We start from the raw sequence: 23,113 nt of genomic DNA, 5'->3' as shown, positions 1-23,113 counted from the left end.
TATGTTTTTTCTAGAAAACAATATCTCCTTAACAGATTAGAATATTATTCCCCAAAAAAAGAATCATTTTCACCCTCTAAACTCCTTAAAGAATTTTTATTCTAATTATAGTAATCATAAATAAGGCCATTTACTAAAAATTTAAGATCTTTAAAGTTAACATCATTAGCAAATGATACTACACTTAACATACAAATAACAAAAAACACATTTATAAATATTTTTCAGGCAGCTTCGCATAATTATTTCATTCCATTGCCTTCAAAAACATCCTCTTTCGTTAACAGACCTTTTCTAATAAAATAATTAGTATGATTTACCTGATTTCCTTTTTTATCTTTTTTTAAATGCCAATTGATAACAAACCCACTTTTATTCCACGAGAACGAAGAGTAATCGTCTATATTATTACTTAAACTTTTCATTGAGAACGCCTCATTACAACTACCAACCAATATTTTATTTATTTCTTTAGCCTTGTTATTTAATAATTCATAAATATATAGCTACGTTTCTGCATCTCCACCACATTTTCCTTTAAATTCCCTAGGCTTAGATGGTAATTTTTGAAATATAGCAAGATAACCACGGTCATCAATATAATTTATCTGTGTATTAGCGTAAGCACTATAACTACCTTTTTTCAATGGAATAATTATCTTTGAATCATTTATATTTTCTACAACAACATTTTTATCTTTTAGCCCTTTACTTTGAATATAAATTGCATCATTAAGCTTTCCTCTCAATTCTTCAAGAGTGGCTTCACCATAGAATAGTTTCTTACACTTTTCAGAAATTTCATCTAAATTAGTTATTCTTCCTAAATCTCCCCATTCATAAGGAAATGTAACTCGTTTTTTATTTTCTATATCCCACACACCAGGAGTAGAACTTGTATAATTATCTTCACAATATAATCCATTTGGAGAAACATATTTTCCATCCGGTGATATCCTCCCATATCCTTTATCAAAGATAGCAAATCCTTCTTCAAGATTATTACTGTCTTTGTCAAAAAAACCAGGACCAACAATCAAATTTTCATCACTACCAAAATTAGCTATAATCGCCGCCCAACTATCTTTATTGACCAAACCAAGTGAAAGATATAAATTTTTTTCAAAATTTATATCCTGCAACATAACAATATCAGGATGAGGACTTTCATAAAGTTTAATCTTCCCATTCTTACATTGCATTAACTCATTAATCAACAGATATCTATTGGAAGAATAAAAATTATTGCTCTTTTATCTGTAGTACTCCTTATTATTCCATCACCATTATTTGTATCATCCTTTTTCCAGTTTTCAATATTGCATGTATTGAACTTACCCGATATATCGTTTTCAACAATAACAGTGGAAAAGTTATTTTTATCAAGATAAATCTTTAAGCTATCAATACTTACCACATGCTCATCATTAGCTAAAACAGATAATGAGACTAATGACGATAACACTAACAATATTTTCTTTACTTTAATCATGATAAAATTCCCTTAGCCTTCTCGGTTGCTTTATTTCTATCTTTCAAACCATTATCACCACCATTAATTAATTTAGTAATGGATTTTATAATCCTATTTTCATCTTCTTTTTCTTTCTCATTAGAACTTTCATGACATTTATCCTTATCCATTTCTTTAACAATATTAGGTTTTATCCCTTTGATAAAATAACCCCCAGTATCAATAAAATTATACTCATTTTCAGTCACCTTTTGATGGTCATCTATCATAGCCGGCCGTTTTTTCATTTTATTAATATTTTTCTTCTTATATTATTTATCATCCCACCAATAGTTATCAAGATCCCTTTTAGCTAACCATCCACGATAAACCCAATAGGCCACATAATTAGCTCTACCTGTCAATATCTTAAAGCCTCTGCCACGAAACTTTTGGGAATCTATATCACCATAGCTTCCATTATTCCAGCGATATGAACCAGCAATTATATTTTCACCTAAAAAACAACCATCAAATAAATAAAATTAATTCGACTTCCGATATTAACTATTAAAATTAATTTTTCTTAAATATTTTTCAGGAAATTTTGATAAACACTCTGCCCTATTTTTTTCATCATATATGTATATATGCTTGAGCAAATCATAACCATACAAATAAAAGCCATAACTCTCATCTGTACTGTTTTTTGTACTAATATAAAATTTAAAATCCAAGTATTTTCTCGTATTATTTACAAAATAATCAGTGTAATTGTTATCATTTATTACATCATCACGATTCCCTTTATATATATTCATAACATCATTCGACAAAATAATATTACCATTATCATCCTCTTCTATAGAACTAGTGTAATCAACATTATAATCTTTAACATGACCTTTAGAGTCAATAAAATAAGCCCTCCCTCTCATAAGCAAAGGCCCCAATCCAGTACTATAATGGTCATATATATCCTCACTCGATACAGTGAATAACATATATTTGGACAAATAACTATCATTATCTGATCTTACACAAAAATATATATCCTCTGTCGCTGAAAACACTCTATTCACAGAAAAGCAAAGTAAAAAAAACAGTAATAAAAACATAAACCGTATCATATTCACCTCTCCTATTGACTTAGAATTACTAACTATGATTATTAAATATCTCACCATATGCTAAGCATAATTTAACACAATTTAATCTATTAGCTAAAATCGCAATTAATCTCCATTGTCATAAATAAATCTGTTACTTTATTTAAAAAATCCATTCTTTTTTTATCGGAATATTTTATTGGATCGGGGTAATACTCAGCGGCATAATTATCTTGAGAATAGAAAAACAACGTTCTCATCACGCTATAAGGCTTATCTTTCTTATCAAGAAAAATAATATCTGACATAACCATTGCACCTTTACGACGAGGAAATGTTTTTATTTTCACCTTATATCTCATATTTAATACATAGCTAAATTTATTATTTTTGCCATAAGATTCTTTCAATGTGTTATTTATTTCATCTATATCATAGCTGTATTTTTTACTCTCACCATTCCATTTTATATAACCAATCCCACCTGATGGAGATGCTGCATCAGACAAATTAAAATAATCCTTTATTCCATTGTAAACAAGAGGTACTAGATTATATCTACAATCATTTTTAGCAGAGGCTTTTTTTAGCGAATTTAAATTAAAAACACCACTATCAAATTCAACGGTATAACAGTAATCTATCTTTTCTGCATAAGCAGAAAATGAAAGTACAGTTAATATCAATGCAAATAACATATTCAGTTTCATATCATTCACCATCATTCTATAGGCCTAAAATTATTGGGTTTTACGATAGAATCATTTAATGCATATAATGCATGTTCGAAGCAAGGCCATCTGACATCATCCAGCCCATGATCACCACCATTCACACATTTAGTCACTGCTTTTACATCATCATATAAAGCTCCCTGATCGGCCCAATAATGCAAACTTAAACTTCCCCAGGGGACTCTTTTCCCATTATGTTTTTTCATCCTTTGTTTCTGTATCCAATAAAATCCGCCCGTATCACAGGCATAATAGGCATTACTGGCAAGAGTAGCAGCTCCTGCATCTATCAAGAATTTTTCAGAATCACCTTTATATTTTCCATAGAGTTCATAATTCTTCCTACCTGTCGTTTGTATAATTCCTCTTCCTTTAAACCGCTTTCCATCCCCCTTTAATTTATTTCCAAGTGTTTTTGCCAGATCATTCATTTCTTTGCCAGCATAATTCTTTTGGGACTCATATTTATCGAAGTAGCTATCTCTTCCGCGTTCAACGACTTCCTTAAACCTACCTGTTTCACAAAAAATTTGTGATAAAAAGTGGGCTGTCCTTAGTCGTGAAAGATTAAAGCCATAATTTATAATGATTATTGATAAGTTTTCTTTTATATTTTCCGGACGAATAATCACATTATCTTTATCATTTTTACTCTGAGAAATACAAGTAATAATATCCTCCTTACTTAAAAATTCTCCCTCTTTATGTGTCTTGCTATTTTTAATACTTTTCCTGATAACTCTAATTAAATCCCCTTCCCCTAACCACCCACACTTCCTGAAATGAGTAATAAATCTCCTCGGCTCAAAATGCCACACCTTACCAGATGGCAGTCCAGCCATATCAATACATAACGCCTTAACATGGGCGATAAACTTATTCCAGTCTTCTTCCGACATCGGCTCATCCAGCGCATCATTGGGTAATTTCAACCAGTTAAAACGGGACTCCACTGTCGCACCGTCCCACTCAAACGGAAAATGGCAAATTGTGTAGCTCAGGTCCGCCCGGGGTTCTGTTTCTGTGTTAAACGCGGCCAGTAACGTCGGGGAGTGACACTGGCTATTGCTGTCGCTGTCATCATCAATCAGTTGCCATCCCATCCAGTGAGGAAAATCCGCATCACTGAATTTCTTCACTTCATTCACCGCCAGATTGACCCAACCCTTTCCACCAGGATAATTCACCTCTCTCCAGTGGGGTGCATCCACAGGAGATAACGTTTCATGCTCCGTATTGATAATGCGCCCAAACCGCAACATTTCATAACCGGCACTCGGGCTGTCAGGGTAGAGTTTGACAGCCTCTTTATATAAATCGTACTCATAATTTTCACTAACCAGGGCTTCCCCTACTGTTTCATAGTGTCCGTTCCGATTCTGTCTTCGGCTCGTCATCGTACATTGACCTTTATCAAAATTCATGGTGATAAACAGCGGCTCCACGCTGGTATATTGCGCTTTTTCCCGGGTTATCATCGGGTCTCTTTTCGGAGCTTTTTCATAGAAAGCTGTACCTGACGGCAAGTAGAAATGCATATCACCATATACCACATCGGTACGGCCATTCTGAGTGATATCCAACTCTGACTTGGTACGACCAACCAGCTTCATCAGATTGGTATCATCACAAAATATCTGGAAGTGAATCGCGTTGGCCCCGTCCACCTGTCCCACCGTGCCGAGCGGATCTTTCCGATAAACGGTTTTTCCCTGAGATACCGTACTGTCTATCGTCTTCAGATGCATATACAGTGAGAAAAACGTAACTTTACCATTCTCTCCACTGCCAATTTCCGTTTCATGCTTCAACACCACGCAGCCACAATCCGTTCCGCCGTTATAGTTATATGGTGGCAAGTCCCGTTTAGAGAATTGAGGCTGCCGGACAAAATGCACCGTCCCATCCGCAACAGCCCTGATTTTTTCCGGACGATTGGTGCTATCACTGTGCGTAAGATGCACCCCGCCGTGCCAGGTATGCCAGGCATTAACCGGGAAACCACGCCTGGCATCCACCAGTATCATTCTGTCTACCCAAACTGAATCACTTTCAGTATTGGATTTATCACGCAGCATAGGCGGGCTAATAATCATTTTTTACTCCTTAATCATCAAATTAGGCTAATTTGTTAAGTCGTTCAGGAAAATAGCCAACGTTTTGGCGGATCCTCTGCTTTAACCGGCAATGTGGTCGATTCCGTTTTCTGGCTGGCAGCTCCTTTTCTGTCAAAACTGACACATTTGATCAGGTAATCCCCAGAAGTCCCCTGCTCAATTTTGTACGGATCAAGAGTGATATAAGAGCCACCCGCGTTGATGGTGATTTTCTTCTTCGCCGTGATATGAATTTCATCTTCAGTGCTGGTGATATTGATCGCATTACGGGCCAGTAACTCCATCAGACCGTTTTGAGCTTGAACAGAAATCGCTCCTTGATTCGCGATTAACCTGATGCCCAATTTACGTACAAATAGGCTGAAAGCCTGACCAACACCCACAAAGAAGTTCTTCACAACGCCGATATCCGCATGTTTACCCGCATTGGCTATCAAGTTCTCCGTCGCTGCCAGTTGCAGGTGTTTACCACTGGTCAGCGATATCCCTTGCGGGGCACTCATCAGTACTACCGCAGATTTCAGTTGTTCAATGTCCTGTCGTAACAGCGCTAACTGAGCATTGATATCTGCCGCAGATCCATTAGCCGTCTGAGCATCCGTGGATATCGTCTGCATCTGTTCGCTCGCTGCATTCAACTGGCTAAGTGCCGCCTCCATTGCTAGCACCTCACCACCCGCACGGGCCTGTTTATCCGCACTGATAAACAACCCTTTGCCGGCCCGAATCGCGCCCCAGTCGTCGGTTCGCAACTCAAAACCTTCTCCCCGTTTATCCGGGTGTGGGCGCTGGCTATCGACCAGATGACCGAGATTCAACTGGCTTTTACCGCCGTATTCGGTACTCAGTTTGATATGTTCCCGACCACGCTCGTCATCCATCCGCAGTTTGTTATTCGCCGGGGTGCGCAGGACGTTGCGTTTATAGTTGTAGAGATTGACGTGATCCGGGTGCATTGAATCGTGCAACGCGTGAGCGATATAGGGCCGGTCCGGATCGCCCCCTTCAAAGGCAATCGCCACTTCGGTGCCTTCCAGCAACGGCCAGTGAAAGCCATATTTTTCCCCCGCATACGGGCGGGCCAAACGCACCCACAGGCTTTCGCCCCCTTGCGGCCATTTCTCCCGGTCAAAGTCAAATGACACCCGATACAAGCCGTTTTCGTCGATATCGCCATAGGTATCATTCACTTTCGTGCTGCTCACGCGCGCGGGTATCGTGCCGGCCATCACCGGTTTCGGTACCCGTTCCGGGCGAAAGCACACGGTTTCGGAATAGGGAATGGCGGTGAACGCCATTTCAAAACTGCTGTCCCGGCGGGCGCTGTTGGTGATCTGGGTGATTATCGCCCCTTTGCGAAACGCTTCCGGGGCGTCACCCTTCACTTTCAACTCCTGCCCCGGCACCAGCGTGGCGGAGGTGGTCATCCCCCGCAGGCGGATGCGTTGATTCAGGTAACGCTCGTGATGCAGGCGGGCATAAAACACCCCACTTTCCGTCTCCGGTTGATAGGCGTAACGATCGCCGGGTATCCGGTAGTCATCGCGGTAATGGTACGCTTCGCCATAGGTCGTTCGGTCGTCCCGCGCCACATCCGCCCCGGTGTTCAGGCCGGGATACGGCCGGGCATCGTGGTAGTCATAATTCCGGGTCGTAATTTTTCCTTCCACCACCTGATACGCGGTCTCCATTCCCCAGACCACCGCGTCCTCTTCGCCGTGCATGCCTGACGGATTGCGGGCTGGCAGGTAGACGTTGAACTGGTAGTCACGCTGGTCGTCGTAAAACTCCACCACGTCGATCTTTAACCGGTCATCCGCCGTCACTTTGTACCAGATCCCTACTTCCGCCAGCAGGCGTTGTATAAAACGCAGGTCATCTTCGCCATACTGCATCACCTGTTCCCGTCTCGGGTAGTCGTAGGCCAGACTGAACAGGAAGTCCTGCCCGCGAAAACCATGCCGTTCCCGCAGGATTTTCTCCACAATCTCCGGCACCGACAGTTTTTGGTAAATAGCGTATTGATGGCTTCTCGCCAGCAGCGCCAGCCGGGGCTCCAGCGTCACTTCATAACGGCTTTCGTCCCGCGAAGTGGAGAGCAGTTTAAAGCCGCTGATCACCCCGTAAACTGAGCGCAGCGGTGCCGGGGGCACAATCGGCATCCACCGTATCCCCGGATTGATCGCAGGCGAGGTCAGGGTAAATGCGGCGTGCTGCATCAGCATCTGGGCCGGTTCAATCCCTTTCTCCGCACTGGTGAATTCAATGGCGTAGCGAAACGGCTGGCTTAAGGCTTCCTGCCCGGTAAAGGCCAGCACATCCAGCGGCGCTTTATTGCCCCGCACTTTTATTTTGTAGCGGCTGTGATCAAAGATGATCATCGGGGTTGAATTTGTCATATTTTCTTCCGATTATTCCTCAGTCGTGCGGGTACGCTACCGCCCATAGCCGTATACCGAGGCCCATAAGGTTATGATTTATCTAGATTCGTATTTTTTTTACAGCGGGGCCTCCCGCCCCCGCTATCACGCAAAAAATGAAAAAGCAGCAGACGGATTAAACCGTCTGCCATGCTCGTTACGCCGTCGTGCGCTCATTCCACGCATCTGCGTGAATAATGTTGCCGTTTTTGTAGGTCCAGGTGATTTTTTCGTAACGCAACTCAATGCGTTCCAGATGGTTGTGCTTTTCTTTGGCAGGGTCTTTGATGTCATACATCAGCGGTGCCACTCTCACCACCTTCACGTTGTCCAGTTGGGTGATGAAGTACTCCTTCTCCTGACCTGCGTCATCAATGCTGTACCATTTGATTTCAGCGGATTTCAGTGTCTGGCCGATGGTGACCACTTTATACAAATAGGGTGATGCATCCACCTCTTTGGTGAATACCAATGGGGCATGCACATGGGTCCCCATCAGGCCAATATTGTTGTCTGTCTGGATGTACAACGCATGTTCCTGCACTACAATTTCAATACTGCCTTCCCTACCCTGTATATCTACAAAACCCTTATTGCAGCATGCACTCACCGCCCTAACCCCAAAAACAACGTTGACAGATACTGGCCCAGCCCCCACCAGACGCCAGACAATCCTACTATCATCATACTCAGCCGAACTCCAGTGGAGCGCAGCCAGGGGCTACCAAGTCTTGACATGACTAACACAGATGATGACTGAGCATCGACTAAATGAACAATCTGTTGACTTAAACGGATGATTAGTTGTTCACGTATATCCTTCTGGCATGCCCCCTGGAATCCCAGTAGCAACACCCGGTGAAAACAGATCAAGACCGCCTGATCGGGAGTCGATTCATCCAAAACCGCACGTATCCGCTCATACAACTTGTCACCTGCCTCAGCGGTATCAAAAAAATGCCCTTGCAGTGATGTTGTCTGCCATGCTGCATAACCTTCGTCCGGTGCCCATTCCAGTATGATTTCATCCAACAAGGCACACTGAGCGTAGCTGATATGGTTAATCGCAGATTCATCGACACCCGCGTCACGCAGTACCTGTTGAGTCCGCTCTATCTCAGCGGTACAGCGTTGCCATACCATCTTCCACTGCTTCACCACCCTCACGCCTCGACACAGTTCTATTACCAACAGATAGCTGTCCTGCAATAGAGCATCGATATCCAATGTAGATTTTTCAGTTAATAAGTGTGATTGATTCATGCTCTATGCCCTCAATACCGCAAATAGTTCAAGTTGAATATCGCCCAGTACACCGGGTACGTAGAAGGCACAGGTTCCCGTCGCCAGCATGGACTTAGCCGCCGGATGGGCCAAGTCAAGAGCAAAATATTGGTTCTCCAGCCGCAATGAGCGTGCGACCGGAACATGGCTCAAAGCCACCAAAGGGATGCCAGTCAGCACCTGGCTAATCATTTTATTAATTTCATTTGCAGCTCCAGCTTTACACAACAACGGAAACTGAATCTGCAACTGATGCGCCGGTATGGAAGAATGAACAGAAAGATAAAAATCCGCCGCATCACACAAGCGGGCATCATGGAATACCCCTGTCCACTTCTGTTGTTGTGCTGATTTCTTCAATTCAATTGCCACTATTTGTGACGGCAAGCTGATTTCTAGTAACTCACTCAGCAAATCAAACAGCGGCGGAAAAACCGCCGTTAAATTATCGTGTTGATAAAGAGGAATCTCTCCAGCGTCATGGTCCAGTGAAAAAGTCAGCAGACTGCCCGCCAGCTTGATCGCTTCACGGTAAAACAACTCTGGGTGTACATCTGTGTGCATCAAAAAATTACGGAATACCGGCTCATAACTGTTCAACACATTTAACAACCAGAACAGAGAAATATCCTCACTCTCACGGCGCATCCTCATCAACCTAGCCTGTTTGGCCCGCAACTGCGTCAGCAACCGATTGAGCCGCTCTATCAGTCCCGCATTCGCCCTCAGCCGCAGTAATGGCGGCACAAACTGCTCGTCGAAGGCCCAGTTCCCCTGATCATCACGCAACAAACGAGCAACGGGACAGGTGAGATACTGCCCGTTTTCCATGCTGTCAAAACGCAGCGATACCGCATAACGAGCAACTGCCATAGACTCACTGCAATCGCTGAATTTATTCTGATTAAGACAGTTACTGGCATTAGCGTAAGTGTGCGGCAATGCCAGCAAGACCGTGGCCTGTTGTGCGTCTGCTGGCAAAACGGTAGCCAATTCCAGCACTGGCGGTAATCGCTCCTCCCGATCAGCGTCAATTAGCAATCCATCGGCAAAACGAACACACAAGTGATTGGCTTTCAATTGTCCCAGGGCCAAAGTATCTTTATCAAAGACCGCTGTTAGTACCCCCCAAAGATGCGCTAGTCCCAAAGGGGCAATACATTCATTAGTATAGGCTTCCCAACGGGCCTGTAGCTGAAACTGTTGGGAAGACAAGATGGTCCCCGTCCCCCATAGTGAACGATCAATTTTCATGTTACCTATTACTCCTTAGTTTTCAGCCAAGGTCTTTTAAATCGTTAGATTAACTGCGTGGTTGAATTCATCCATCACATTGTCAAAATTGTTTTTGTGAATAGAAACCTTTTCGCACTCTGTCAGTAGACGATTATCTTGGCTATGACTGTAATTTCTCATCATCAATAACTTCAAAGGAAGCTCAACTTTTTCTGTCTGCCAACAGTATGCAAATCCAATTTAATATTCACCCGATATTTGGTGATCTTATTTTGAAAACTCTGGGCCACAATCAGTTCCTCAACAATAGAAAACGATCCAAGGTATGAAAGCCATACCATATAAATTTCAGGAACAAAAAATGGATTCAGATATTTCAGAGCAGGCAGTTAACCGAGCAGTAAATAAGAGAATACCGACAAGCACCGTCTCAATAAATAAATGCATTCACTGGACAGCTCATTTCCCAATCAAGGTGATTTTCTAAACAGACTTATACAAAATCAAGACATTTTTTGTTCTATAGCACTTTTTGCACAAGACAATTCAGATGTAAAAACCGTCCTATAACATAAAAAAAACATAATATATAAACCTAATCTAAACGAATTAACGTTTTTTATAAAAAAGATTGCGATAGTTTTTATAAAATGATAGCGACTTATCTTCCCTGCTATAATTAGGGTAATTTAGTATGATGTAGCCCTGTTATCTTTTTTTAATTTATACTATTTTTCAATTAGCTAAATAATAAATAAACAGCGCTTAGGTGTATTGGTAAAAAAGATAATAATTATCAGTCATATTATGAGAATGAGAATAAATTCAGTTAATCGCAGTCATATCCACTATATCATGAGATAATACTCAACCTTCTTAATGATAGTTTTTCTGTGATAATAGTGATAAGTATGAAGATAAAAATTCCTATCTTGTGAGACGAAATAGGGATCTCTTTTTTAGCTTCGTTTGATGACATTAAAGTTATTGAAAAAGGGTATTCAGATTTAGCTGTTGAGCTGTGCTAAGTGTATTTTAATCGGTAAATCAGATTATAGTGTTGATGATTAAGTCCAAGCCTATCATGCAAGTTGAAGTGGAATAACACAGAGGGCATTCCCTCTCCTCCCAACTTTTCAAAGATCTAAATAGCTACGCCAAATAGTAGATCAGTTGAGGGAACTCAATCCAGTTTTAGCCATCTGCTCAATCGCCAAAAAGAAAAAATCTACCCAACCAGACTGAATGATGCCAACCATAGCGCCTATACCCCGTGATGAACAACGAATGATGCAAAAACTTATTCAGAAAACTCAGGATAAAAACCACACCCGACATCTGGCCGCCCGATCTTCTGTCAGATGTTGCCACCAGTTTACCCTAGACGGGATTGACAGGCTAAGAAGTCGGCTTGCCGAGCATAAGCGTTTGTTACCCATGAAGGAAATCTCTCCATCTCGTTGAGCGTTCTCCCCGTGATTACGGATGGCTACATTCCCGCTTCATGACCCTCATAATTAATCATCTATTCTGGCTCACGCTTCATCCGGCAACCTTGTGAAAATGGCTGTCAGATTGGCCTGGCAGAGAGCGGTTCTGACACTGCACTTGCCCCAAAATCGGGGCTGACTGGTAGATAAAAGGGCTAACAGAAACGGATAGCCAAGCCGAGTAGGAATGAAAAACACTCCCTAAATGGTGCCTTTACATGCCGGAAGTCGATAATTTTATTATTCACAAAAGCTGTCAGGTCCAGTTATGGCTGGCAAAAAACCGAAGTTCACATTGCTTTACCAGCCAATTTATTCTCCGTAGGTGAATAAAATTGAAATCGAGTTACTGTAGTTAGCTCCGCATGAAACACTGACTCGCAATCATCAACAAAGATATCTCTGGCGGTAACTACAGAACGTCCGTCAGTTTATAGCAGTTGCCGGGGCAAAACATGGACTGGCAACAGTATAGCGATATTAAGCGCACTTATTTAGAACTTTCCAGGAATTTATATGCACACACGATAATGATTGAGATGACCTAACAACTGTAATTTCAGGGTATTGTATAGAAGTAAGGAATCATCTGAATAAATCCGTGGCCACGCAATAGTTAATTTGTATCTTATCAGCATGAAAATCTCTTTACTAATTGTCAAAAGTCTAATCTGTTTCGCGTAATTATATGGTTCCAGATTCCAGCAATATGCACCCAAGTTAATAGTTAAAAATGGATGCTACCATGAGAAAAAATCTCCAGTTATGGTGATTGGTTTCGTTATATCCATATCCATTCTATGAGAAAGAAGCCTGGTGACGAAGAAAATTACTTGATTATCTCTTTATTATTAGAAGGTTATTTTTCGAGCACATATGTAACTTCGATTGAATATATATGCTACTTATAACTGCCGGAAATATCTTAGACTTTCTTTGAGTAACTCGCAACCTACTGTAATTATGTAAAAAATTCTTTATTATAGAAATAATAACATGTATGATTTATACTGATTCACCTAAATTATTGTAGTCTGGGTGGGGATCCAGCGCGGAAGGGTGGTCTGTAATAGAGCCACCCTTTCTTACTATTCGAATTGCTTCTTTCGATTGATTCGTGTCCTTACACCTTTTTGGTTGTTTTTTGTCCATCAAATAAATACCACCTTCCTTTAATGGCACATTGACTAAATGATCTGTATATCCACATTTTTATCTACTACCTTATCCACAGAAAATGTGGACAAAATACGGTCCTTTCTTATTTCGATACCTATTGTACAAGGGATAAAATTATGCCGATTTGGACTAATGAAAAGTATAAATACGAAGAAATAACTTTCTACACAATTATCTACCGATGAATTTAAGCTGATAAAAAGCCTTATAATTATTCCTATTTCGCTTTATCAGCGGTTCTGAGTAAAAGTGAGGATGAAATTCAGAGAAAGAGAAAATGTATCGCTCTGGATTTATATTACCTTGTTTGCGAAGACATATCGAATTTGTCCAAGTGACTCTTTACCCTAGTCGCTACATCAATCTCAGCTGTATTGTTAAAAGTCAGTCATTGCCCCATAAACCAATGCCGAGAATGGGCCGGGTTTTGCGGATTCAGAAAAGGCAACAACATCCTGTACTCACCCGACTGGTGGACCGAACGTCAGCCGGTAACTTTTGTTACGGGCAATGAAGAACCACAATCGTAGTCGCGTAGACCTGCCTATCCCCTAAACCAAACAAAAGCTGTGGGCGTCAAAGATACCGCCTTGCTGCTGCCCATTTTGGCGAACGGCACAGTTGACCCAGAGAGTGTTGCGAAACGTTGCCTCCATTATTCAGCATTTATTAGACATCAGGGTAGCTCGGATCGGAAGCACTGAAGAATTAGATGATTCTGAAACATGGTTACGCCAGACAGTACACCCTCGTTATTTTGGCAAAATATGTTTTTACTATGTCCTTCCCTTTATCCAACACGACTGGCAGAACCATAAATTTTCACCGTTAACCATTGATTGGAGGCAAGTCGGGTATGAAATCAATGATATCATTACCAACGCGGAGGTAGTTGCAGAACAGCTAACCGCTCCGGTGACATCAAATAATGAGTCTATTGCTGACCTAAACTGTAAAAACACGGTATTGAGCCAGCTTGCCACAAACCGGAACATAGAAAACAGCTCAATTCCACCAGCACAACCGCAACAAATACCTTTTCATGTACTAACAGCATTTTATACTCAATACAATCTCACATTCTTTTACCTAGGCCAACGATGCTAATAGGCAACTGCTGCCTGAGGCTGGAAGAATCAGAGAATAACCTACGTATATAAGGTAGATGATAATAAAGTTTAAAGCAGATCAAACCACCCAAAAGCTAAGAGGTGTCTACTACACACCACAAAATCTAGCTGACTATGTTACGAATTGGGTTTTGAGCAAAAATCCTAAATCTGTATTAGAGCCAAGCTGCGGTGATGAATCTTTTGTTCAAGCACTTAGTAACAATAACTGTGACAAAAATATCAAACTATCATATTTTAAGCTTTTTAATACCCAAGCAAAAAAAGCAGCAGGATGTTGCCACAACCTTAATATTCATATATACCAGAGAAATCATAATTATCAGCTTGCTCTCTAAGCAGAAAATCAACCAGTGTATAAATCTTCTTCCTCGATTCATATTTTCACAATATCTTGGGATATATTGATCGTCAGAAACACTATAATATAAAAGACAGTTGAAAATATATTAATTCTTTATTATGCTTTCAGTCATTCTAGTAGTATTAGATGTAATATTTACAAAAAATAGTAACCATAAATATATTTTTCATGTAAGATTATTTATTTACCAACAATAACTTGAGGTATAAAAAATTAAAATAAATAGAAATATTATAATGTAAAAATTTGGTTGATTAATGAAAACCCATCTGTATTTAAATTTTTCAATGAGGCTTGATATGAGTTTGGTGATGGATATTTATTTTAATTGCAATTGTGGGGAAATTATAGAAGAACAAATACGTGTTCCATACCCTGATTTCTCCGCCGAAAAACTGAGATATAGTCAAGTTGAATCAGAAGAAGAGGTTACATGCCCATATTGCGAAAGAATACACACAATAAACATCATCAACGATTTCTATCAAGCAACAGCCACAACAGACAACGGAGGAAAGGAAGTCACATGTACGACGCCTTACGACGAAGACGATTTACTCTGGTATGTAGATAGTCAGACACATTTTTCTATCCTACAAAACAATTTAAGTAGTGTTCGTTCCATATTAAATGTTGATGTTCCTCAAGATGCAAAATTTAACCTACTCGTTATGCTTCATGGTCACATAATATCTTCCGTTGAAGGGTACCTTGCTGGTACGTTCATAAATAAGGTAACAAATTCTGATAGTCTAAGTAGAAAGCTAATAGAGTCAGACCCAGAACTATCAAAGCAAACTATTTCTCTAAAAAAACTATTCGAAACACAATCAAATTTAAAGATAATAGTAGCTGATTATTTGAAAAACATTATTTTTCACGACATGTCAAAAGTCCGGTTAATGTACAAAAGTGTTTTAGGTCACGAGTTCGGTAATATTCAATGGCTGTTTTTGGACATAAAAAAACGACATGACTGCGCACATCGAGCTGGTCACACTAAGGACGGTGAGCGTATTGACGTAACAAGAGATTCAATTCTAAAAACACTTGAAAATGTAGAACATCTAGCTGATTCATTGGAGAATACATTACGGCAAATTAAAGATTCGGAAGCATCGTTAAAACTTGAACACTCTGACTTCTAAGGAGGAAATTTATGAAAATTGTTTTAATTTTCAGGGGTGGTTATTTTTGCCCTGTCATATAGTCCTTCTGATGTTAGGCAATTACTGAATCGGTGAAAAAATAGTACACTGAAATTGGCAAGTGATTGGAGAAAGGTCAAAAAGAAAAAGATTATATTTTGGTATTAAAAAACACGAACTGGTCTGCTAATTAACCCGAATATATGGACACCGACTTAATTCAAGTTGGTGTCCATATATTCGGGTCACTTACTATTAGATCAATGAAAACCAACACCTTGTCAATCATCCATCTGAGCTCACTATAAGTAAGCCGTTCAAAGTGCAACCATGAGGTCATACCTTAACATTACGTGATACTGCCATATATCCGCCTTTTTTACCCCCTATTTTGTCCCCTTTTCTACTCTGTCGGCCCAATTTGCATCACTATACTTCAGATAAGTTTATCCTTAAAACCAACCGGAGATTCCTATATGTTTGAGTTCGATAAACTCGATCTCGTCCTTATCGTGGCTGGCGTGCTGGCATTTGTTACGCATTATGTATGGAAGAACTTTTTCAATAATGAAGATAGCAAAGGAAGTCAGTATAAAGAACCACCACCAATCATGTCTCGGCAGTCAGACGAAACATTCAGTAATGAAGAGAACAAAGAAAATTAGTACAAGTAACCTTCACTTATGATATCCCGGCAACAAAATGAAGAAAGAACGGCTAGACATCACCAGTAACAATAAGCCCTAGAATATATATTGAGCTTATTTTTTTGCTCGCATTTTGTCGTTGAAAAAAGCATAGAGAAAAATACCTTTGAGTATGATGAGCTCATTTCTGTGAGTGGGGGGGCTTATGTTTCGATTTATATTGACCATGATTCTTGCTGGACGTTTACGCCATAACAGGGCTCTTGTCCTCTGCATTGATGCAGTCACAACTCTGGCTATATGGAGTACAATCGGTGGTTTAAATAACTGGTATGTACCAGTATGTATTTTCGTAGCAAGCATGCTTGTATTTGCTGTGATCGGTTATCGTAATTACTTCTTACCCGTCAGACAGCATAAAGTCGAAAGCGTGAGAATCCTTCGCGATTCTCCGTTCATCTACCTCACACTCATGATCAACCAGCAAGGTGAACTACACGCCTATCCCCTTCCCGTAAAGACCCCGTTCGGTACTGCTTATCAGTTCTATGCACTATATGTCTATATGAAACTGGCTGATTGTCTGAGTCAATATGCGCGTAAACTCAAACAGGGAAAAGCCCAATGACAGGTATTCCAGTACTGTTAGTCTTTCTGGTAATTCTGCTTATACGTGATGGCTTTAAACGCAGAAAACCCCAGCCGTGGTTAACACTTTCACTATCCCTCTGTGTATGTTTACTGGTGAGCAACCGCTGGTTCGGTGCGATTTATAGAGTTCCTACTGCTTCAATGGAGCCTACGCTTCACCCCGGGGATTATGTCTCTGGGGTACGTTTTAATGGTTTGTTGGACGATGGAAAAATACAGCGGGGCGACATTGTTGTATTTAAAGCACCAGTTGCCCCCCGTACACTGTACATCAAACGCGTCATTGGGATTCCCGGTGATGTGATCGAGTTTGACAAAAATAAAACCTATAGAGTGAATGGGAAACCGCTCGGTACATTGGTCAAAACAGTCTGGCAGTATTCTATCTATTCAGCTACCAGTGATCGGTCAAACACCCCCTATCACTTCGTTATTGACAACAAGACTACTTATGTACCGACTAAAGGTTTATGGCAAATACCGAAAGACTATTACTTCATGGCCGGGGATAACCGGGATCATTCGTGGGACTCCCGATATTGGGAAAACCCACAAGGCACCCCGAAACATCTGCGAGGACTAGTACCTTATGAACGAATTGAAGCTCGTTTCATCACCAGTCTCTTCAATTTCCTACCTTTTTCACATTACGACACAATGGACGGTGCAATGCAGGTGGTTCGAAAAAATGTAGATGAGGTAATAAGTAATGATCATTGATATTTTCTACCGAACCCAGAATTCTGAAGCTATCACGAAATACAAACAGGCGGTACAGCTTTATAACGACTGGTTTACTACAACACTTACCCTCTGCATACAGGACGGTTTTGAGAGATTTGTTGGAAGCGACTTCTGTGTACCTCAGTATTTTCTACGCTCATCGGCCGAACACATTCAAAGAGTAAGTGGTTTTCGTCAGTTGAGAGATTCAACTCTAGTTACCCCGCCTCATTACATTCCTTTTGCTATACGTACCGACCATGTACATGGCAATGAGGTTTACCGACAACTAGCTGACATATCCGCAGAAGCTATTGCTGGATTAGGCATCTCTGGAGATGAATATGGAACTCCTCGGTTTCACGGTTTTGAAAAAGCGACTTGTATGAATTTGGGGATATATCAAGAGGTCATGATTAATGGTGTGCAGGGTGTAAGTCAGATCTGGGCTATCGAAAATGAGCGCGAAAGTCTCTCATTAATTTGCTCTCTGCCGGTTGGCGGGAGCGGCCCCTGTCCGATATACGACAAACCAGACATTCCTGCTTATTGGAAGCCGCTAAACTCTCTACAGGTCATTGAACAATTCAACATTCACAATGTGCGTCTGAAGAAGAAGTGGTCATAATGAAATACCCGTTATTGATTGCGTTTTTACTGACAGGAGGGTGTGCAGGTAATGATCAGGGAAAGACACCAACGAGCCCTGCATTACAACCGAAGTCAGTACCAGCCACACAGCTAACGTGGAAGCAGTCGGATGCGTGGCAGACTTTGATTGATGTAGGACTTGCTCAGGATTCAGATTACGAAGATGTTTCGTTCATTGCTAATAGCAACCGAACCATGATCGTTGCCACAGTAAAAAGTGCCCCATGCAAAATGGTGTTTAAGCACGTTTCTACCCACAACGAAGATTTCTGGATGCCACAGCAAATCAGCTGTAAAAATCATAATGATATGACCGACTTTATATCAGCAGAAGAGTTATCAGGACATTCGTTACCTAGAGCACCAGTGGTAGACTCACTTTAATGAGTTTTTACAACGATTGTATCGGGACGAAAAAATATGATGTTCAGACTATTTCTTTACGCTGTATTAACGGTAACTATAGGTGTTTATGCTGCTCTATATGGACATCCTTTGGAAGGTATTAGCCGTATCAATACTATCGGTTTCGCTAACATACTAGCCCTGGGAGTGACAGCGGGTATCCTTGTCCGCCCGATGTTTTTTTATATCTGGGCTGCATATCTGGCTTTAATTTCGATTTACTTTGCTGCATTGCATCCGCATTTCCCACTCGTAAAAGAGTGCATCGTTTACGGCTTTGCGGCGTTTGTAGTTTTAACCATGATTTACGACATCATCCTTAGAAACTGTAAGGATGTCATTCGTCGCTCATACCTACGGACAAACGCAGAATAGTGAACATAAAGGTATTTTCGAATGACATCTGAAGTCAAACCCGATTATCCAATTTGCGTCGCAAAAATAGTGTTTCGCCGCACCAATAAAAATATCTTTTATGGCTGCTCACTCTATTCAGATTGCCGGGGAACACGAGAGTTATAACCCTTCTTAAATGTCAGCACAACGCTGGCATTTTTCTTCATATCCCCCTGCCAGAAAATGCCCACAAAACGTGGCCTTTTTCGGCCTCCAGAATTTCAGCGTCGTCTGAGCAGGCGCTATAATCGGCATGTAATTCTGAAAGTAACGGGAGTCATAACACACTGCCACACTTGGGGGCTTGAAAGGTAGTGTGTTATCGCTTTCAAAAGTAGTTTTAGTAGCGAACTCTACAGCACGTTATAAGCCGTGAGTGTAGGCTTCGTCCAAATGATTTTTCAATCAATGAGGTTTTAAATGATGACTGAAAAACGCGGAACGGGTGCCGAATACTGGCAGGAAAAATTACGTGAGCGTTCGGGGCAGTCAGAAGTAAATACTGACAAAAACCATGACAATAAGAAAGTTACCACAAAAAAAATGCTGGGCATTATTATTGCTGCCATTCTCGCGGGGGGAATGATTGGTACTATTATGCTAACCGGCGATAAAACACTGAACCAAAAGATAGATGATGCCATTATTGAGCTCAATAAATACGGTGTCAACGTAGATGACGTACCGAATCTACATAATGAGCAAGCGACTCAGCTGTCTATTACAGATGGCCTCAATGCGTCGGTTAGCGTCGATCAGGACAAAAAGACATCTGCTGACGAACCTGCTTCTGCAAGTACCAATGCGAATGAGAAAGCCGAAGATAACTCTGAATCTCAACTAGTGAGGCCGGAAGAGAAAACGAACAATACCAATGTTGATGAGAACCTGCAAATTAAACCTTCTGACGCGCCAATTTTGGCAGATGATGCTAACACAGTTAAACCGGGTTACACAGATGGCAGTGAAGAAACTATCACCACTAACACAACGACTCCGGTAACTAATGTGGTACCGCCCAACGAAGTGGTTAAGTCTACAATTCAACCCAAATCTGAACCCACAGAGTCCACTGGCGGTCTAAGGCTTTCTGATAACAGTAAAACTGAATCTGGTGCCGCGACACCCAATGGACCTACCAGGGGGCACAACTACGATCCCGCCAAATTTGGCAGTATCGAAGCTCCTCAAGCCACAACGAAATCAAATGTAAAACCGACCGAACAGACTCCAGTATTGTCATTCCAGCGTACCGAATCTCTTCCTAAACCGTTTTATGGTCAGATGCAGGATAAACTCACGGGCGCAGACCTCAATTACACAGGGAAATCTGTTAAAGTCGAATATAATCAGCAACAACAAAACACTGTGTATATTTATTCAACTTTTGCGGCCAAGCTCTTCCTACTGCCGCTGGATAAAAACGACAGCGTCAACGCCTACCTTTCCGATGAAAACGGCTGGACGCTCTCAATGCTGCCGGGCAATATCATTCGGGTTCAGCGTGCTAAAAACAAAGGTTCGTGGAGTCAAGCTACTGATCTCTTCATTGTGGCCGGTGACCGCACCTACTCACTTATTCTTCAGGCCGTAGGCGATCCGGAAAAACGTACTGATACCCTTCGTTTCTTCACTCCGGAAACGATAAGACAATAATTAAGAAGAAAAAGACTGATATCTGACGCTGAAAAAGACGTATACAGTGATACGCCTTTTTTATCGGAGTTGCTATGAATAAATCTATTATTGAAGAATTACAACTCATTTCAACGAGTTACTACATAGGGATCCCTTATACAGAATGGTCTGCCCAAAATTCCTATCTGGTTTGCCGAGCTTTGGTTGATGAGTGTGTTATCTCTAGGGGTGTACCCCTGATAGGAACACGTCGTGAACTCAAAAAAGAGGCCTCTAAGGATGGAGATTATGGTGTATACACGTTAGGTAACACCCAGTATGGATGGATTAGTTTGCCCGACGGCACCGTTATCGATCCTTGTGAATTCACGCGATGCACTGTTGAAGAAGATGAACCTCACTTCAGTATCCGGGAGAACCAGGGATGCTATATGTGGGGAGTCGATCCGACACGTTGTTCCCGCAGTGAATTGCCGCAACATCATATTGCTGATGAAATTTTCAATGTGAAACGCGGCGTGATGCGTGAACTGTGCTCTCGTATTTTGGGATACACCCTTCAGGTTGAAGGACTGACAGTGGCCGAGGCAGCTTATATTGCATCCCAGCCACTCAGCGCATTTGATAGACACTCACGACTCATTTATGAACATTTTATGATGCTTGGTTTGAATAAGCTCCTTCCCCTGACTCAGGTCAGCAAAGTACATCCCCTTATTGCCCGGAAGTCATGGCGTTCATTTTTATGTGACACAGACTCTGACGGACTGAAGCTCATACTTCAGTGATAAATGAAAAGGCCGCAAGATTAGCGGTCTTTAATTTAGTAGGAAGACTGAATCGCCGTTCCCCAGCCCAGCGTGGCACCTAAGTTTTCCAAATGACATCTGCAAATTGTGGAATATTATAAAGCACAATTACAGTTTCAGTGTTGCTCTTGTTCACCACTGAACTGTAGCTGAATGACCTAGTTTCCACTGTATTCCGATCTACCACAATGAATTTATCGTAATAAATTGCATATTGACCACTCACCCAGAGAGGAGTTTTCGTATTAACGAGAATATTCATTTCGGCATTAACCACCTTATCGGTGATATCTACGCCTCGTTTCTTAGCAGCCACCAGCGTCTTCAATGTAGAGACGCGAATTGCTTTCTGAACAGAATTGATGAGTCCAGTATTGCTTTCAATGCAATCACCCGATAACGATTTTGTACTGCCAGTAACGGAATTCCGAATTTCTTTTTGGGTGGTACTTCCTTTGTGTTTACTTTCTTGCTGAATTTTAAAAACGCCCAGTAAATCATCAGAGTTAAGAGTGTTGACAGATACAGTGCCAAACAAGACCAATAGTGACAATGTAGCATAAAGCAGTTTTTTCTCTGTTTCATACAGACTCCTAATGAGTCATCGAAATCCTTTTCATTTAATCATAGAAGCAAAAGTTAAAATCCATCATTTTGTTACATTTTTATATTAAAAAACATTTAAAAACAAAAGATTAAATTATAAAAATACTTTTTTAAAAACACACGGATAAATGTCACCTTTTTAGTGCTATTAACCTCTATTTTTGCATGCCTTTTACCGTGATTAAACGCCACCGAGTATATATATTTAACTACATTCCCTGCTGAGAACCGTTGAATTGTCAGGTGAAAATACGAATTAAATTAGATTTATATAATTTTCCTCTGAAGGATGTTAAAGATGAAAACTCTCTCTCTGCGAAATGTAAAATCTGCAATGGCTGCCAGCGCTATTCTGGCTCTGGGTGTAGTTGCTGTTTACGCAAAAGGTACTACTCAGACTGGTTTTAGCGACGTCTGGCAGACCATAACTGAATACATGCAGGGTTCTCTGGGGCGCGTGTTGGTTGGTCTGATCGTTATAGTCGGTGTTGCCGCTGCGGTAGTGCGTCAGTCCCTCATGGTATTCGCTGTAGCTGTTGGCGCAGCTATCGGTCTGTACTACTCTCCGTCCATTATCGATGGCATGATGGCTTCCAGCGTTGCGATAACCACTTCTCTACCGGTTGGCATATAAGCCCTATATGAAGAAAAAATCCGGCGATGGCCGGTTTTTTTATGCCTAATTATTGAGCCTAACCTAAATTAACTTCCCAACTCACAGGAAATACCACAAAGATACGTAACCCAGTATCTAGTAAAAACTAATACTCAAAAGCGGCGCTGATAGGCGCTGTACGATTGGTCATCCCCCCCCAAAGTTCAATATCAGCTCTTCAACCCGGAGTTGATACACAATAGCCTGCTTTTTATCTTTGGATAATCTTATATAATTAACCCAAATATGTAACGGCTTTTATCAAAGG

25 protein-coding genes and 1 pseudogene are annotated in these 23,113 nt (G+C 41.1%); 13 read left to right on the top strand and 13 right to left on the bottom strand.

Translation table 11 applies throughout. The features are described 5' to 3' along the window. Positions 1 to 242 precede the first annotated feature (242 nt). From OO184_RS15535 to OO184_RS15480, 12 genes are all read right to left on the bottom strand, one after another. The gene (locus OO184_RS15535; RefSeq protein WP_265379957.1) at positions 243 to 425 is read right to left on the bottom strand and encodes a hypothetical protein; all 183 of its coding nucleotides are present in this window, start codon (positions 423 to 425) and stop codon (positions 243 to 245) included. A gap of 81 nt (positions 426 to 506) precedes the next feature. Then, a complete protein-coding gene (locus OO184_RS15530) occupies positions 507 to 1,202 on the bottom strand; it encodes a hypothetical protein (RefSeq protein WP_265379956.1) in 696 nt (231 codons plus the stop codon). A gap of 11 nt (positions 1,203 to 1,213) precedes the next feature. Continuing rightward, a complete protein-coding gene (locus OO184_RS15525; protein WP_265379955.1) occupies positions 1,214 to 1,492 on the bottom strand; it encodes a hypothetical protein in 279 nt (92 codons plus the stop codon). Continuing rightward, a complete protein-coding gene (locus tag OO184_RS15520) occupies positions 1,489 to 1,761 on the bottom strand; it encodes a hypothetical protein (RefSeq protein WP_265379954.1) in 273 nt (90 codons plus the stop codon). The genes OO184_RS15525 and OO184_RS15520 overlap by 4 nt, the downstream gene beginning before the upstream one ends. Before the next feature lie 255 nt (positions 1,762 to 2,016). Then, the gene (locus tag OO184_RS15515) at positions 2,017 to 2,583 is read right to left on the bottom strand and encodes a hypothetical protein (protein WP_265379953.1); all 567 of its coding nucleotides are present in this window, start codon (positions 2,581 to 2,583) and stop codon (positions 2,017 to 2,019) included. A gap of 89 nt (positions 2,584 to 2,672) precedes the next feature. After that, the gene (locus tag OO184_RS15510) at positions 2,673 to 3,272 is read right to left on the bottom strand and encodes a hypothetical protein (protein WP_265379952.1); all 600 of its coding nucleotides are present in this window, start codon (positions 3,270 to 3,272) and stop codon (positions 2,673 to 2,675) included. 11 nt (positions 3,273 to 3,283) lie between these two features. Further along, a complete protein-coding gene (locus OO184_RS15505; protein WP_265379951.1) occupies positions 3,284 to 5,392 on the bottom strand; it encodes a peptidoglycan DD-metalloendopeptidase family protein in 2,109 nt (702 codons plus the stop codon). A 44-nt stretch (positions 5,393 to 5,436) separates the two neighbouring features. Continuing rightward, positions 5,437 to 7,812, bottom strand: coding sequence for a type VI secretion system Vgr family protein (locus OO184_RS15500; RefSeq protein WP_265379950.1), 2,376 nt, complete (start codon positions 7,810 to 7,812; stop codon positions 5,437 to 5,439). A gap of 178 nt (positions 7,813 to 7,990) precedes the next feature. Next, positions 7,991 to 8,443 carry a type VI secretion system tube protein TssD gene (gene tssD, locus OO184_RS15495; protein ID WP_265379949.1) on the bottom strand — a complete coding sequence of 151 codons (453 nt, stop codon included), beginning with the start codon at positions 8,441 to 8,443 and terminating at the stop codon, positions 7,991 to 7,993. Continuing rightward, complete coding sequence (tssL, locus tag OO184_RS15490; RefSeq protein ID WP_265379948.1) at positions 8,440 to 9,096, bottom strand: type VI secretion system protein TssL, short form; 657 nt, start codon at positions 9,094 to 9,096, stop codon at positions 8,440 to 8,442. The genes tssD and tssL overlap by 4 nt, the downstream gene beginning before the upstream one ends. A 3-nt stretch (positions 9,097 to 9,099) precedes the next feature. Next, positions 9,100 to 10,371, bottom strand: coding sequence for a type VI secretion system baseplate subunit TssK (gene tssK / locus OO184_RS15485; protein WP_265379947.1), 1,272 nt, complete (start codon positions 10,369 to 10,371; stop codon positions 9,100 to 9,102). A 36-nt stretch (positions 10,372 to 10,407) separates the two neighbouring features. Continuing rightward, entirely contained in the window at positions 10,408 to 10,533 is a 126-nt protein-coding gene (locus tag OO184_RS15480; RefSeq protein ID WP_240042996.1) for a type VI secretion system contractile sheath small subunit, read from the bottom strand. A gap of 1,068 nt (positions 10,534 to 11,601) precedes the next feature. Here OO184_RS15480 and OO184_RS25240 point away from each other — a divergent pair. The 12 genes and pseudogenes from OO184_RS25240 to OO184_RS15420 all read left to right on the top strand — a co-directional run bounded on the left by OO184_RS25240 (position 11,602) and on the right by OO184_RS15420 (position 21,563). Continuing rightward, a pseudogene (locus OO184_RS25240) lies at positions 11,602 to 12,318 on the top strand (transposase). Positions 12,319 to 13,643: 1,325 nt separating this feature from the next. Continuing rightward, positions 13,644 to 14,129: a hypothetical protein gene (locus OO184_RS15470; protein WP_265379946.1), complete on the top strand. Its 486-nt coding sequence runs from the start codon at positions 13,644 to 13,646 to the stop codon at positions 14,127 to 14,129. A gap of 58 nt (positions 14,130 to 14,187) precedes the next feature. Next, entirely contained in the window at positions 14,188 to 14,490 is a 303-nt protein-coding gene (locus OO184_RS15465) for an N-6 DNA methylase (protein ID WP_265379945.1), read from the top strand. A gap of 283 nt (positions 14,491 to 14,773) precedes the next feature. Continuing rightward, on the top strand, positions 14,774 to 15,664 hold the full coding sequence (locus tag OO184_RS15460) for a hypothetical protein (RefSeq protein WP_265379944.1): 891 nt from the start codon (positions 14,774 to 14,776) through the stop codon (positions 15,662 to 15,664). A 476-nt stretch (positions 15,665 to 16,140) separates the two neighbouring features. Then, a complete protein-coding gene (locus OO184_RS15455; RefSeq protein WP_132346976.1) occupies positions 16,141 to 16,329 on the top strand; it encodes a hypothetical protein in 189 nt (62 codons plus the stop codon). A gap of 187 nt (positions 16,330 to 16,516) precedes the next feature. After that, complete coding sequence (locus OO184_RS15450; RefSeq protein ID WP_265379943.1) at positions 16,517 to 16,939, top strand: hypothetical protein; 423 nt, start codon at positions 16,517 to 16,519, stop codon at positions 16,937 to 16,939. Continuing rightward, the gene (gene lepB / locus OO184_RS15445) at positions 16,936 to 17,682 is read left to right on the top strand and encodes a signal peptidase I (protein ID WP_265379942.1); all 747 of its coding nucleotides are present in this window, start codon (positions 16,936 to 16,938) and stop codon (positions 17,680 to 17,682) included. The genes OO184_RS15450 and lepB overlap by 4 nt, the downstream gene beginning before the upstream one ends. 202 nt (positions 17,683 to 17,884) lie before the next feature. Beyond that, positions 17,885 to 18,313, top strand: coding sequence for a hypothetical protein (locus OO184_RS15440; protein ID WP_265379941.1), 429 nt, complete (start codon positions 17,885 to 17,887; stop codon positions 18,311 to 18,313). Next, complete coding sequence (locus tag OO184_RS15435) at positions 18,313 to 18,720, top strand: hypothetical protein (protein WP_265379940.1); 408 nt, start codon at positions 18,313 to 18,315, stop codon at positions 18,718 to 18,720. Before OO184_RS15440 ends, OO184_RS15435 begins: the two co-directional genes overlap by 1 nt. A gap of 36 nt (positions 18,721 to 18,756) precedes the next feature. Further along, a complete protein-coding gene (locus OO184_RS15430) occupies positions 18,757 to 19,116 on the top strand; it encodes a hypothetical protein (protein WP_265379939.1) in 360 nt (119 codons plus the stop codon). A 441-nt stretch (positions 19,117 to 19,557) separates the two neighbouring features. Beyond that, positions 19,558 to 20,793: a hypothetical protein gene (locus tag OO184_RS15425; RefSeq protein ID WP_265379938.1), complete on the top strand. Its 1,236-nt coding sequence runs from the start codon at positions 19,558 to 19,560 to the stop codon at positions 20,791 to 20,793. A gap of 74 nt (positions 20,794 to 20,867) precedes the next feature. Further along, entirely contained in the window at positions 20,868 to 21,563 is a 696-nt protein-coding gene (locus tag OO184_RS15420; RefSeq protein WP_265379937.1) for a hypothetical protein, read from the top strand. A 79-nt stretch (positions 21,564 to 21,642) separates the two neighbouring features. Here the strand turns inward: OO184_RS15420 and OO184_RS15415 are convergent, their stop codons facing one another. Then, positions 21,643 to 22,137, bottom strand: coding sequence for a phospholipase D-like domain-containing protein (locus OO184_RS15415; RefSeq protein ID WP_265379936.1), 495 nt, complete (start codon positions 22,135 to 22,137; stop codon positions 21,643 to 21,645). A gap of 351 nt (positions 22,138 to 22,488) precedes the next feature. On the opposite strand from OO184_RS15415, the gene traA reads away from it, so the two are divergent. After that, entirely contained in the window at positions 22,489 to 22,824 is a 336-nt protein-coding gene (traA, locus tag OO184_RS15410; protein ID WP_265379935.1) for a TraA family conjugative transfer protein, read from the top strand. Positions 22,825 to 23,113: the final 289 nt, after the last annotated feature.

The sequence above is a fragment of the Photorhabdus aballayi genome, from assembly GCF_026153155.1.
GTDB lineage: Bacteria > Pseudomonadota > Gammaproteobacteria > Enterobacterales > Enterobacteriaceae > Photorhabdus > Photorhabdus luminescens.
This window is presented reverse-complemented; position numbering and strand designations above follow the sequence as displayed.